Source organism: Glutamicibacter sp. AOP12-B1-11 (assembly GCF_052379245.1).
In the GTDB taxonomy this organism is placed as follows: domain Bacteria; phylum Actinomycetota; class Actinomycetes; order Actinomycetales; family Micrococcaceae; genus Glutamicibacter.
In genome coordinates, this window is the sequence record NZ_JBQSYL010000011.1 from 50390 (window position 1) to 64397 (window position 14008).

The 14008-nt window shown below is 61.4% G+C and carries 10 protein-coding genes; 6 read left to right on the forward strand and 4 right to left on the reverse strand.

What is annotated here, in order from left to right:
• Positions 1-36: 36 nt before the first annotated feature.
• The 6 genes from ACT3UQ_RS08330 to ACT3UQ_RS08355 all read left to right on the forward strand — a co-directional run bounded on the left by ACT3UQ_RS08330 (position 37) and on the right by ACT3UQ_RS08355 (position 8954).
• Positions 37-501, forward strand: coding sequence for a hypothetical protein (locus ACT3UQ_RS08330; protein ID WP_105552816.1), 465 nt, complete (start codon positions 37-39; stop codon positions 499-501).
• A 44-nt stretch (positions 502-545) separates the two neighbouring features.
• Positions 546-2033: an aldehyde dehydrogenase family protein gene (locus ACT3UQ_RS08335; RefSeq protein ID WP_105552817.1), complete on the forward strand. Its 1488-nt coding sequence runs from the start codon at positions 546-548 to the stop codon at positions 2031-2033.
• Positions 2034-2200: 167 nt separating this feature from the next.
• Positions 2201-3622 carry a purine-cytosine permease family protein gene (locus tag ACT3UQ_RS08340; protein WP_105552818.1) on the forward strand — a complete coding sequence of 474 codons (1422 nt, stop codon included), beginning with the start codon at positions 2201-2203 and terminating at the stop codon, positions 3620-3622.
• A 6-nt stretch (positions 3623-3628) separates the two neighbouring features.
• A complete protein-coding gene (locus ACT3UQ_RS08345) occupies positions 3629-5278 on the forward strand; it encodes an amidohydrolase (protein WP_105552819.1) in 1650 nt (549 codons plus the stop codon).
• 129 nt (positions 5279-5407) lie between these two features.
• A complete protein-coding gene (locus ACT3UQ_RS08350; protein ID WP_105552820.1) occupies positions 5408-6931 on the forward strand; it encodes an APC family permease in 1524 nt (507 codons plus the stop codon).
• 334 nt (positions 6932-7265) lie between these two features.
• Positions 7266-8954, forward strand: coding sequence for a long-chain-fatty-acid--CoA ligase (locus tag ACT3UQ_RS08355; protein ID WP_105569594.1), 1689 nt, complete (start codon positions 7266-7268; stop codon positions 8952-8954).
• A gap of 38 nt (positions 8955-8992) precedes the next feature.
• Here the strand turns inward: ACT3UQ_RS08355 and ACT3UQ_RS08360 are convergent, their stop codons facing one another.
• Genes ACT3UQ_RS08360 through ACT3UQ_RS08375 form a run of 4 tightly spaced genes read right to left on the reverse strand, consistent with a single transcriptional unit; the run spans position 8993 to position 13986 of the window.
• The gene (locus ACT3UQ_RS08360; protein WP_105552822.1) at positions 8993-10585 is read right to left on the reverse strand and encodes a dipeptide ABC transporter ATP-binding protein; all 1593 of its coding nucleotides are present in this window, start codon (positions 10583-10585) and stop codon (positions 8993-8995) included.
• On the reverse strand, positions 10582-11379 hold the full coding sequence (locus tag ACT3UQ_RS08365; RefSeq protein WP_105552823.1) for an ABC transporter permease: 798 nt from the start codon (positions 11377-11379) through the stop codon (positions 10582-10584). Before ACT3UQ_RS08365 ends, ACT3UQ_RS08360 begins: the two co-directional genes overlap by 4 nt.
• Positions 11376-12308 (reverse strand): ABC transporter permease, encoded by a 933-nt coding sequence (locus tag ACT3UQ_RS08370; RefSeq protein ID WP_105552824.1) that lies wholly within the window; start codon positions 12306-12308, stop codon positions 11376-11378. Before ACT3UQ_RS08370 ends, ACT3UQ_RS08365 begins: the two co-directional genes overlap by 4 nt.
• 19 nt (positions 12309-12327) lie before the next feature.
• Positions 12328-13986, reverse strand: coding sequence for an ABC transporter substrate-binding protein (locus ACT3UQ_RS08375; RefSeq protein WP_444636911.1), 1659 nt, complete (start codon positions 13984-13986; stop codon positions 12328-12330).
• Between the last annotated feature and the right edge of the window lie 22 nt (positions 13987-14008).

Below are 14008 nucleotides of genomic sequence, written 5' to 3' on the forward strand. Positions count from 1 at the left end.
AATCAGCCACCTGCCCGGAGAAGTCGAGATCCGAACATGGACCCAAAAAACAAGAGCTCGAAAACGCTGTGCGCGCTGCGCTATTTGCTGAGCATCGTGGTGCTCGCGGTTTCGACCGCGCATGTGCTCGCCGCGTTTCAGGGGCCCAAGTCCATGTTTTTGGCCATGAGCGCGATGGGGGTCCTGTGCCTGGTTTGCCTGCCGCATCTCGTGTCGGCGACCTGCGAAATCGAGAAGTCGACGCTTCAGGTCATGCTCATGTCCGCTGCAATGGCAGTGGCCCATTTGCTCTGGATCAGCATGTCCGGCCACCAGGGGCACGGGCAGGCGCATGGGCACGTCGCCGATCGGCTCTCCCCGCTTGCGGCAGACGCTGCCGGGCAGCACTCCGCCACGATGCTTGGCCTGATTGCCCTCGAACTTGCGACGTTGGCGGTGGCATCCATCGTGTTGCGCGCCAGCCGTGCACTGCGCAATCAACCAGCTCTGCCAGTCAATTAACCTGTCACCCAACCAACCCAGATACCCAACCAATGGAGATCAACATGAGAAACCAAACCCTTTCCTCCTGGGATGCCGCCGCAAATGCCCTGCGAATCGACGGGCGCGCCTTCATCGGCGGGCGGCGCCAGGAGGCCTCGTCGGGAATCCAGCGACTGACCACCAGCCCTATCGACAACCGTGAGCTGGCCTTGCTGAGCTCGTGCGGCCAAGAGGAGGTCGATTTGGCTGTTTCTGCCGCCCGGCGTTCATTCCCGGCGTGGTCGCGTTCGGGGGCGGAGAGCAGGAAGGCTGTGCTTCTGGCCTGGGCGGACCTCATGGAAGCGCAGGCCGAGGAATTGGCCCTGCTTGAGAGCCTCGACAGCGGCAAGCCGATCCTGCAGACCAGCACGGTGGACGTTCCCGGCGCCATCTCCACCCTGCGCTGGTATGCCGAGGCCATCGACAAGCAATCCGGGGAATTGCCTGCTGTTCCGCCGGGAGCCACGGCACTGGTGACGCGCGAGCCGCTGGGTGTGGTGGCGGCCATCGTGCCGTGGAACTATCCGCTGGAAATTGCCATGTGGAAGCTGGCGCCAGCGCTGGCAGCCGGGAACTCGGTGGTCTTGAAGCCCGCGGAGCAGACGTCGTTGAGTATCTTGCGTACCGCGGAGCTGGCGGCCGAAGCGGGGGTGCCCGATGGTGTGTTGAGCGTGCTAACCGGCTCTGGGCGAGAAGTGGGTTCGGCGCTAGCCCTGCACATGGATGTTGACGCCCTGGCCTTCACCGGCTCGACCGCCGTTTCGCGGACGCTGCTTGAAGCCTCGGGGCAGAGCAATCTCAAGCGTTTGAGCCTGGAGGCGGGTGGCAAAAGTTCCAATCTGATTTTTGCAGACACCGCCGATCTGGCGGCGGCCGCCGAGAAAGCTGCTTTCGGTGCTTTTTATAATCAGGGCCAGGTGTGTTCGGCAAATTCTCGGATTCTGGTCCAGCGGTCGGTCCATGATGAGTTCGCCGAGTTGCTCGAGCAGGCGACAAAAGCCTACCTGCCGGCCGACCCGCTGGCTGGGGTAGGCGGAAATGGGGCACTGATTTCAAGTGCGCACACGGATTCGGTCGAGGCGTGGATCGACCGCGGACGCAAAGAATCCGCAGTACTTTTCGGCGGGCGCAGGTTGGAGATACGCGGGTCAAGCGCGTATTTGGAGCCGACGGTGCTAGGCGGGCTGGATTCCGCGCATGACGTGCACCGGGAAGAGATTTTCGGGCCCGTGGCTGTGCTCCAATCCTTCGATACGGAAGCGGAAGCGATTGCCATGGCCAATGCCACCGATTATGGGCTGGCCGCTTCAGTGTGGACCGCCGATCTTGGACGTGCGCACCGGGTAGCTACGGAACTGGTGGCCGGTACGGTTTCCGTCAACACGGTTGACGCGCTGGGCAATACCACGCCGTTCGGAGGCTTTAAGCAGTCAGGGTTCGGGCGTGATCTTTCGCTGCACGCATTCGATAACTACACGGCCGCCAAGACCACCTGGATCCAATTCGGCTAAGCCTGTTGGTGCGGTAACCCCGACCGGAGAGGCTGCATCTATTATTCAGATGACCCGCATCACACGAAACTTCTTTACGTGATGCGGGTCATAGCTTTAGCGTTGACCTAAGTTCACACCCCCGGTGCCGAGTTTGTTGCACGTTGCCGCTCCCAGTCAGGAATGCCATGAGTACTCACAACTACTCCCAGTTATTTGAAATTGAGCAGGAATCCATCGCGCCCATCCCTGAAAATGCCAGGCACGGCAAGGCAAAAGACCTGTTCACCATCTGGTTTGGCATGAACATGACGCCATTGACGGTAGTCACCGGCGCCACCGCCACGACGTTGCTGGGCCTTCCGCTGCTTGGCTCGCTTATTGCGATCCTGCTGGGCCACGCGCTGGGCGGTGTCGGCATGGCTTTGCACGCCGCGCAGGGACCGGTGCTAGGCGTACCTCAGATGCTGCAGGCACGCGGGCAGTTCGGTTCCAAAGGTGCCAGCCTGATCGTGGCAGTGGCAATCCTGATGTTCGTGGGCTACTTTTCGTCGAATCTCATTGTTTCTTCGGAATCGATTATGACGCTCCTGCCGGGCGCCAACAAGACGTTCTTGATTGTCGCCTGTGCAGCTCTAAGCTTTGTAATCGCCGCATTCGGCTACAACTTAGTTCGAAAGGTAACTCAGCTAGGCGCGGTCATCGTTGGCGGCCTAGTTGTGGTTTCCTTTATTGCCCTATTCCTGAACGGGGACTTTTGGGGCAACATATCCGCCGGAGCATTCACCTGGCCCGGGTTTTTCGCCATGCTGGCCATTGGCATCGTCTGGCAGCTGACTTACGCGCCGTACGTTTCGGACTATTCCCGCTATATGCCCGCCAGCTCGGGCACCAAGGGTGCGTTCTGGGGCACCTATCTCGGCTGCGTTATCTCCAGCGCGCTACTTATGGTGCTCGGCGCGGGCGTCGGACTGGCGGTCAATGGCGTCGATGCGATGGCGGGCCTGCATGGAATCCTGGGTCCGGTTTTGGGCGCGCTGGTCCTGATCGGTTTTGCCCTTGTTGCTGCGTCGGGAAACGCCGTGAACGCATATTGCAGCGCGCTGTGCGCCTTGACGCTGGTCGAGACGTTCCGCACCGGCTGGCATCCGGGAGTCAAGGCCCGCCTGATGACTTCGACCATCCTGCATGTGCTCGGGGTCGGCTTGGCGGTGACGGCCGCCAGCAGTTTCGCTTCGTCCTACTTCAGTTTCCTGAGCGTACTGCTCTACGTGTTGATCCCATGGTCTGCCGTAAATCTGGTGGACTACTACATCATCCGCCATGGCTCCTACGCGGTCTCGGAATTCTACGCTGCGGACGGTGGACGCTACGGCGCATGGAATACCGGAGCGTTGCTGGTATTTGCCGTCGGAGTGGCGGCCCAGATCCCCTTTATGGCGACGGCCTTCTACACCGGCCCGCTAGCGGCAGCATTGAACGGCATCGATATCGCATGGTTTATCGGCTTGACCGTCAGCTCGGTCGTTTATGTGGCAGTAGCCCGTTTTGCTCCCGCTCTGGTGCGTTTGGACAACAACACCGAGCCCACCAACTCCCTTCGAAAGTAGGCAGTCATGACATACGCAGATCTGCTGTTCGCCAACGGACCAGTTTTGACAATGGACACCGCCAACCCCCGGAGCCATGCGCTGGCGGTGAAGGATGGACGGATCCTAGCGCTGGGCGATCGAGCCCTCGGTCTTCGCGGTCCCGGAACACAGGTCATAGACCTTTCCGGAAAAGCACTGCTCCCTGGCTTCCAAGACGCCCACGTGCACCCGCTCATGGGCGGGCTGCAGATGGTGGCTTGCGACCTTTCTGAAGTGCATTCATTGTCAGAGTACCGAAGGATCATCGCAAATTATGCCCGCACGCATGCGGAACAAGACTGGATTGAAGGCGCCGGCTGGTATGGAGACGTCTTCGACGGTGGATTCCCGCACCGAGACTTGCTCGACGAGTTAGTCCCGGACCGCCCCGCCTATTTTCTGAGTCATGATGGACACGGAGCGTGGGTCAATACCAGAGCCCTGGAATTGGCAGGGATCACCGATTCAACGCCTCACCCCGATGGGGGAATCATTGCCAGGGAAGAAAACGGCCGTGCGACCGGCATGCTCATTGAACACGCCGCCGATTTGGTGTCCAGAATGCTCCCGGCACCGGATAAATCCCATATTAGAAATGCCTTGCTAGAGGCGCAGAAGTTCATGCATTCCAAAGGGATCACCGCTTGGCAGGATGCCGCGGTGGGAGAGGCCCTCGGTTCCCCGGATGCTTTTGAGCACTATCTGGCATTGGACGAACAAGGACTTCTGACCGCGACCGTGACCGGGGCGCTTTGGTGGCATCGCGAACAAGGACTGGAACAACTTGAGTTGTTCCGGGACCGGCGTTCCCGAGCTCGGGGCAGGTTCCGGGCATCGGCGGTCAAACTCATGCTGGATGGAGTGTGTGAAAATCTGACGGCCGCGATGACGCGTCCCTACGTGGGGCACCCGCAGCAGCGGGGAATGACGTTGATCGAGCCAGAAGTGCTGTGCGACATCACCCGATCGCTGGATGCCGAAGGGTTTGATCTGCATCTTCACGCGGTGGGCGACCAGGCGGTTCGGGACAGCCTTTCGGCGTTGGAACTGCAGGCTAGGACGGGGTGGGATCCACGGCACCAGATAGCGCATCTGGATATCATCGACGCGGGCGACATTGCGCAGTTCTCCCGGGTTGGGGCCATCGCCAATATCCAGCCGTTGTGGGCCCGGCAGGACCCGGTGCTGACGGAGACAAAACTTCCCTATCTCGATTCAGCTCACCAAAGCATGCACTTTGCCTTCCAATCCCTTCACGAGGCGGGCGTGCCGCTGGCTATGGGCAGCGACTGGCCTGTTTCGAGCCCGGATCCGATGTGGGGAGTCCATTCGGCGGTGAATCGTACGGCACCACCAGCCGATCCGCATGCCAAAGATGAACGATCGCAAAACAGCCCCCTGCTCGGGCACGAAGCTATTGCCCTGGATGCGGCCTTGCATGCGGCAACCGCCGGTGCTGCATTTGCCAACAGGCTTGATCAGGATCGTGGAACGCTTCGCGAGGGCATGATCGCCGATCTTGCCGTCCTGGAGGCTGACCCCTATGCCGTGCCCGCCCGCGCTCTCGGCGATTTAGCGGTTGAACGAACGTATGTGGATGGGGTGCTGATCTTCCATCGGGCAACTAGCGAATAAATTCTTAATCCAGTTTTTGATGTTTTTCAAACTAGCGGCAACGCAGATCTAGAACCAATTCCTAGATCGTGTCATTTCTCGGTCCCAGCGACCGCAAATTCCACAATCAGTTACGACAGAGGACTGAGCATGAAAAATTCCGAATCGTCCACGTTTCTTGCACAGGAGCAGAGCAAGCATCTGCAAAAATCCCTAGGCAGAATGGACATTCTCCTGCTGGTGGTTGCAGCAGTTATCTCCATTGAAGTCTTGGGCCAGGTCTCCGGTTTTGGAGGTGAGACGTTTACCTGGACGTTGGTTCTCGCTATTACCTTCATGATTCCCTACGGGCTGATCTTTGCGGAGACTGGCGGTGCCTTCACCGAGGAGGGTGGCGTTTATGTCTGGACGAAGATGGCCTTTGGCCGAGTAGTTGCGGCCATCGCTTCCCTCTTCACTTGGGTGACTCAGCCGGTATGGGTTGGCGGTGCGATGGCATTCGTTGCCGTGGAAACCTGGTCGGAGTACGTGGGGCACATTGAGGCTGGTGGGGTGGGCGATTATCTATTCAAGCTCGGGTTCATCTGGATCACGGTCACCTCGGCGGTTATCAGCCTCAAGCATGGCAAATGGCTGCCATCGCTTGGAGCGATACTCAAGATCCTCTTCCTTTTCTGCTTCTTGGTGGTAACCGCAATCTATGGATTCAAGAATGGATTTAACGGTCTGAACCTGGGGTTCTTCTCGCCGACGATGGCCGGCTTCCTCGGGGTCACCCCCTTGCTGCTTTTCTCGTTCCTTGGCTTTGAATCGGGGAACAGCGCCGCAGGGGAGATGAAAAATCCTGCCAAGGATGTTCCGGTCTCTATCGCCCGCACATCCATGCTCGCAGCCGCGAGTTACTTGTTGCCTGTCTTAGCTATTTTGCTGGTCGTTCCGCTGGACGAAATTACCGGTATCGGCGGACTCTTCGGGGCAATTGCGACGGTCTTCACGGTGTTCGGACCGGCCGCCGATGCCATGCTCGCGTTGTTTGCCATCGTATTCTGCTTTGTCCTGGTTTCGCAGGGCGCCGCCTGGATGATCATCAGCGACCGGATGCAGGCCATGGCTGCTGCGGATGGGTCGTTCTTCGGTGGATTCTTCGGGCACTTCAATCCAAAACTCGGTACTCCAATCCGAGTTAATACTCTTTCGGGTGTAGTCGCTACCATCTTCATGCTTGCCGCAATGCAGATGTCAGGATCAAACGGGGCGATGTTCGGAGTGGTCCTGACCATCTCGATTTCGACGTTCCTCCTGAGCTATTTGATTGCGATTCCCGCCGTGGTGATGCTCCGGTTCAAGTACCCCTCGGTAGTACGCCCCTTTAGAGTTCCAGTTTCAAACTCAACGTTTGCGGTGCTCGGGGGTATCTGTTTCGCATGGATCCTCATCGGTTCCTGGATCGCCGTATTCCCAGGCAGCCTGGAATATGCCTTTGGCATGGACTATGACTTCGAAGCGATCTGGGGCCTTTCATGGAGCCAGTTTGAGTCGTTTGCGCTAGGCACCTTGGCCAGCATCCTCGCGCTGGGCATCGTCGGATATATTCTCGGCAGAAAAGTCCGCGAAGAAGAGCGAACCGAGGTGGACGCAATGGCGCCTCCGGAAGTTTCCGTTTCTCATAAATAAGCATCAATTGCTATCTACGAGGCCGCCCGAGCAAGGGCGAATGGAAAATCATTCACCCTTGCTCGGGCACCAACTTCGTGGGTGGTTCTCCGGTTGCCAAGACCTTCTATCGGTGGACTCCTAGTTCCCGGAGGTTTTCAGCTGAGGCAACGGGTTGATCGTCGGCTGCTGGAGCAGCTCGAAACCCCCAGTGCAGGTTGCGTTGCCGAGCTAGCCGAGGCCTTGGCGAACTACGCCGAATCGTGAATTCCAATGAGCCAGTGCCGCTGATTAATCACCGAAAGTCCACCTCGCGTTTAACCTGAAACCGTGGGTATCGGGCATGATTGGAGGCATGGAGAATACTGCTGCCCCGGCCTGGGTCGCCAACTATCAGCCGGGCGTCCCTGCCGAAATCAAGCTTCCTACCGAGTCGTTAAGCCATATGTTCGAGCGTTCGGTCCGCGAGGCCGGCGAGAGCCCGGCCACCGAATTCTTCGGTCGACGGATGAGCTACCTCGAATTGGGCCGACAAGTCGAGAAGGCGGCCGAGGGGCTGCGCCAGCTGGGTGTGAAGCCCGGAGATCGGGTTGCGCTGGTCCTGCCCAATTGCCCGCAGCACGTCGTCGCGTTCTACGCGGTGCTTCGGCTGGGCGCGGTGGTTGTGGAGCACAACCCGCTGTACACCTCGCGCGAACTGCGCCACCAGTTCGAAGACCACCAGGCGCGGGTGGTGATCGCCTGGGACAAGGTCGTGCCGAACCTGCAGCAGTTCCCCAAAGACGTGCGGATCGATACGATTGTCGCCGTCAATCTGCTCGAGGCATTCCCTGCGGTCAAGCGCCTGGCACTAAACTTGCCGGTGAAAAAGCTGCGCGAGACCAAGGACTCGCTGACCGCCTCCACGGCAGGCACCATGGCTTGGAGGCAATTGCTGAAATCCGGGCGATTAAATCCGGCACATCGATACCCCGAGGTTCAGGATCTGGCGGTCATCCAGTACACCTCGGGAACCACCGGGCGTCCAAAGGGCGCAATGCTTACCCACTACAACCTGTATGCCAACGCGTTGCAGGGCGAAGCCTGGATGGAAGGCGCCGAAGAGCGCAAGGAAATCCTGTATGCGATCCTGCCGATGTTCCATGCATTCGGAATGACCTTGTATCTGACCTTCGGGGTGAAAAAGCAGGGGCTGCTGGTGCTCTTCCCGAAGTTTGAACCGCAGATGATCCTGGATGCGTGGAAGAAGTCCCCGGCCACCGTGTACTGCGCGGTCCCACCGATCTACGAGCGTACCGCCATGGCAGCCAAAGAGCAGGGCATTTCGCTGCGTTCGGCCAAGTACTGCATCTCGGGTGCGATGAATCTGCCTGACCACGTGGTGGAGCTATGGGAGTCGATGTCCGGCGGACTGCTGGTCGAAGGCTACGGGATGACCGAATCCTCACCGGTGGCCTTGGGCAACCCGTTCCACCCGTCGCGTCGAAACGGCACCATCGGGGTGCCATTTCCTTCGACGCTGATGAAGGTTGTGGATGTGGATGAACCTGGCCGTGAGGTGGAACAGGGCGAAGCGGGCGAGCTGCTGATCAAGGGGCCCCAGGTGTTCCGCGGATACTGGAATAACCCGGAGGAGACCGCGAAAACACTTACCGAGGATGGCTGGCTGCACACCGGCGACGTAGTCACCGTCGACCAGGACGGGTTTACCCAGATCGTTGACCGCGCCAAGGAGCTGATCATTACCGGCGGATTTAATGTCTCGCCTAGCGAGGTGGAGAACGCGCTGCGCCAGCATCCTGCTGTCGCCGACGCCGCGGTGTTCGGCAAGGCGCTGGAACGCGGCGGCGAAATGGTGGTCGCCGCGGTACAACTCGACGAGGGGGCAACCCTGGACGAGGCCGACCTGCGCGAACACTGCCGCACCTTGCTGGCGGCCTACAAGGTGCCTAAGCGCATCGTTGCCATCGAGGAAATGCCCCGCTCGATGCTGGGCAAGGTGTTGCGCAAGCAGGTCCGCGAACAGTTCGGTGAAGGGCTCTAGCCCAAACGATACGGTTCGAACCGGCCATGCCGCGGTTGCTAACGCAGCCGCGGCATGGCTGTCAGCAGCGAGCGGGTGTACTCGTGCTGCGGGTCGCCGAACACGTCGGCGGTAGCGCCCTGCTCGACGATGCTTCCCCGGTACATCACCGCTACGGTATCGCTCATATGCTCGATGACCGACAGATCGTGGCTGATGAACAGGTAGCTGGTTCCGGTCTCTTGCTGCAGCCGGTCCAGCAGGTCCAAGACGGTCGCCTGAATTGAAACATCCAGGGCCGAGACCGGTTCATCCAAGACGAGCACCTTAGGTCTCGGTGCCAGTGCACGGGCGATCGCCAAGCGTTGGCGCTGCCCGCCGGAAAGCTCGCGCGGATTGCGCGAGCCCAGTGCCGGATCCAGTTCCACCTGTTCAAGGAGTCGGGAGACTTGGGTCCGGTAGCTCGCCCCGCGTTTGCTGCGACCGGCGGAGAGCGCATCGGTGAGCAACTGGCCCACGTTATAGCGTGGGTCGAAAGAACCCAGCGGGTTCTGGTAGATCGCCCCGATGTTTTCGCGCAGGTATCGGCGCTGGGCTTCGCGTTGCGGTGCAAAATGCTCGCCAAAGAGCCGCACCGAGCCGGTATCCGGACGTTCCAAGCCGAGCACCAGTCGGGCGGTGGTGGTCTTGCCCGACCCGGATTCGCCGACCAGGCCCAGCGTCTGTCCTTGCTGAACGACGAAACCGGCCCCCTGCACCGCGGCATGTTTGCCGAAGCTTTTGGACAGGTCCTCCACCACAAGAGCCGGCATCCGAGCAGGCTTCGCCGGTTCTTGTGCCACGACAGCCGCCTTCGGGGGAGCGAGGCTCAAGGGCTGAAAGCGGGGCACCCCGGACGGGATTGCACGTAAAAGAGTGCGCGTGTACTCGTGCTGCGGGCGGTTCAGCACCTGGTCGGTGTCGCCGGCCTCGACGATCTTTCCGGCACGCATCACCGCGATCCGATCCGCCAGCTGGGCAACCTGTGCCAGGTCGTGGCTGATCATCAGCACCGCCCGGCCCGCATTTTTGAGCGCCCGGAGTTGTTCGAGCACCAGGGCGGTCAGCCTGGAGTCCAAGGCGGTGGTTGCCTCATCGGCGATCACAACTTGCGGGTCCCCGATCATCGCCTGGGCAATGAGCACGCGTTGGCGCATGCCGCCGGATAATTGGGAGCTGCGCTGCTTCATCCGCCACGCAGGTTCGGGCAGATCCACCGCTTCCAAGGCCTCGCGGACCTTCGCCGTGCGTTCGGGCTTGGACAGCGAGCTGTGTTCCTTCAGCGCGTCGGCGATTTCGCGGCCCACCGGGCGCAAGGGATCCAAAGCCATGAGCGCATCTTGCAGAATCATCGCCACGGAATTTCCGCGCATCTGCTGCCAGGCCCGCTCGCTCATCGCGGTGGCGTCCTGCCCCAAGACCGAGAATTTCTCGGCGCTGACCTTGCCGCCGGACAGGCCCAGCAGGCTACGGGCGGTGACGGACTTACCGGACCCGGATTCACCTACCAGCGCCAGGCATTCGCCGGCGGACAGCTCGAAGGACACCGAGTCCACCGCGAGCTGCCCGGCGAAGCCCACCGAGAGGTTCTCGACTTCTAATAAAGGACTCATGCGGCGTTGACCTTTCCGCCCAGCGAACGCCCGATCAGCGTGGCCCCGGCCGCGACCACCACGATCGCCAAGCCAGGGAAGAAGCTCAGCCACCAGGCCAGATGCAGATAGGTGCGCCCGGCCGAGAGCATGGCACCCCATTCGGGAGCCGGTGGCGGGGTGCCCAGGCCGAGGAAGGACAGCGCGGCGGCCCAAATGACCGCCTGTCCAATGCCCAAGGTCACCAGCGCCAGCAAGGGGCGAAGGGCGTTGGGCACCAGGTGGTTTTGTACCTTCAGCCAGGTGCCGCGGCCGAGCACCGTGGCGGCTTCCAGCATTTCGGAGTTCTTCACAGAACGGATCTGGCTGCGCACCAAGCGGGCGTAGCCCGGCGCGGTGGAAAGGCCAACGGCAACGATTGCCGGCCCTACCCCGGGGCCGGTAAAGGCGATGATCAGCAGTGCCAGCAGCAGCGAGGGCACCGCGTAGAGGGCTTCGAGCACACGCAAGATCGCTCCATCGAGCCAGCGCGGGGCAAGCGCCGCGGCGGTACCCAGGACTAGGGCAATGCCCATGCCCAGGGCCGTGGCGGCCAGGCCGATATACAGCGAGTCACCGGCGCCATGGATGACGCGGGTGAACACGTCGCGTCCCGATTCGTCGGTCCCCATCGGGTGCGCCAGGCTAGGCGCGTGGAATGCCTGCGCGGGGTCAACCGCCAAGGGGTCGCCCGGGGCGATGAGCCCCGGCGCAAGCGCGGTTAGCAGCCAGAAGAGGATAAAGACGGTGCCTAGAATTTTGGCGGTTCGGCTCATGACTCGGCCCCCGCCGGGTCGATGAGGCGTTCGATGGCTTCGGTCAGCGCCATCACCACGATATACACGAGGGCGGAGAACAGCGCGATGCCGGTGACCATGGGAATATCGCGGGAGAGCACCGCCGAAAGCAGGGAACGCCCCAGCCCCGGCCGGGCAAAGATTGCCTCGACAACCACCGCTCCGGACAGCAAGGAGGAAAAGGCCCAGCCGGTCAACCCCAAGGCGGGCAACGCCGCGTGGCGCAATCCGTGGCGCCAGAACACCGTCAACCTGCTTTCGCCGCGGGTTCGGGCGGCCAGCGCGAACTGGCTTCCCAACGCGGTGGACAGCGAGTCGCGCATCAGCTGGGTGAGAAAACCTGCCAGCGGCAGCGCGAGGGTGAGCACCGGCAAGACCAGTCCCGCCCCGGTCCCGTTGTCCACCGCGGGGAACCAGCCGAGCATCGAGGAGAAAAGCATGATCAGCACCGCGCCGAGCCAGAAGTGAGGCACGGCCGCGGCGATGATCTCCACCGCGTTGCCGACCCACTGGCCGGCCCGGGTGGCTCGCATGGCCAGCATCGCAAAGATGAGCGACAGCAGCCAGGCCGCCGCCAATGAGATGAGTGCCAGCGTGATGGTCGGCGGCAGCACCTCGGCGATCACCTGCAGAACCGGGTCCTTCAGCGCATAGGAGGTCCCGAAATCCAGGCGGATCAGCTTGGCCAGAAACATGAGGTACTGGGTAATCAGCGGAAGATCCAAGCCGTACTCGCTGCGCGCGGCGGCCAGGGCCTCGGCCGAGGCCTGCGAGCCCGGGCCGCCCATAATCGCCTCGGCCGGGTCGCCGGGGATCAGCCGCACGCCGATGAAGATGGCGGTGGCCACCAGCCACAGCACCACCAGCGCGCCGCCAACCTTGCGACCCAACCAAGCGAGCATTTTCATCTCTGGATGTGTTCGTTGGCTACTTGTTCAGGAACACGTTGAAGTAGGTCGGTGAGGAGACCGCGGTGGTTTCACCCATGCCGTGCACGTTCTTCGAAAACAGGAAGTGGTTCTGCTGATCGTAGAGCGGGAGCACGTAGTAGCCGTCCAAGACGATCTGCTGCGCCCGTTCGTAGAGTTCTGCACGTTTGGCTTCGTCGTTGGTCTGCTCGGCTTCCACCAGCAACCTGTCCAGCTGCGGGTTTTTGATCTGCGCGTTGTTTGCAAAGTAGCCGCTCGGCGCCGGGACGGTGGAATCCGAATGGAACAAGATGCGCAGCACGCTCGGACCGACCTTGGTATACGGCGCCGAAACGAGGTCGTACTCGTGTTTGGCCAGAGCGCCGTACCAGCTGGAGAGGTCGAGCAAGTCGATCTTAACCTCGATGCCAACATTCTTGGCGGCCGCCTGCATCTGCTCGAAGAGCGACTGCTCGGCCGGAACCGACTGGTTCGTGGATACCGGGAAGCTCAGGCTCAGGCGCTTGCCGTCCTTGAGCCGGTAGCCCTGTGCGTCGCGTTCGGTCCAGCCTGCCTCGTCGAGGAGCTGGTTGGCCCGCTCAACATCGGTGCCGAATTTTTCTTCGGCCGAAATACCCAGCGGCTCAACGCTTGAAAGCAGCGAGTAGCTGCGCTCGGCGGTATTGAAGTACAGCGCGTCGATTCCGGTGTTCACGTCGAGGGAACGGATGAACGCCTCGCGCACCGCGGCGTCGTCAAAAGGCGCCTTGGAGCTGTTGAGCTCCACCCGGTTCGAGGCACCCGGACGCGGCGCCGCGAGGTGGCCCAGCCCGCTATCGGCGGCGGTGGCGATGGTGTCAGGCTGCGGATTGTCGATCACGTCGACCTCGCCGGACTGCAGAGCTGCATAGCGGCTGGCTGCCTCCGGGATGAAGCGCCAGGTAATGCCGTCCAGATGCGCGGTGGAGCCGGCACGCTCGGGGTCAGCTGCCGGCGCGGCATAGTCTTCGTAGCGAACCAGATTGACGGCCTGCTGGCGGTCCCAGGACTCAACCTTGAAGGGGCCGGTGCCTGCCGGGGCGGCGCAGTTCGCCGCCTGGTCGCGCTTGAGCCCCTCGGGGGACTGGATTGCCGTCCACGGCATGGACAGCGACTCGAGCAGCGCGTTATCCGGGGCGGAGAGTTCCAGCTGCGCGGTCAACTCGTCGACGATCGTGATTTCGGTGACCTTGCCGACGGCAAGATAACCGGTGGAGGAAGCCGTATTCGGATCCTGCAGGTGCTCGATATTTGCCTTGATGGCTTCGGCGGTGAGCGGGGTGCCGTCGTGGAAGCTGATCCCCTCACGCAGCGTGATGGTGCGCGTCAACCCATCCTCGGAGACCTCGGACTTTTCGGCCAGCCACGGGATGATTTCGCCCTTGGCGTCCTTGCTGAACAGCGATTCCATGAACTGCGAGGCAACCAGCGCCTGCGGATAGTTTCCGCCCACATGCGGGTCCAAGCAGTTCGGCTCGGCATCACCCGATGCGTAAACCAGCGTCCCGCCGGCGACGGGCTTCAGATCCTCCGTGGCCGAGGGATCGGAGGTGGTGGAGCAGCCTGCGATGAGGGCTCCGGCCAGCGGGAGAGCTAATGCTCCGGTGAGCAGGCGGGTGGCGCGCTGTGTTCGTTGCATGAACGGTGAGTGACCTTTGAAT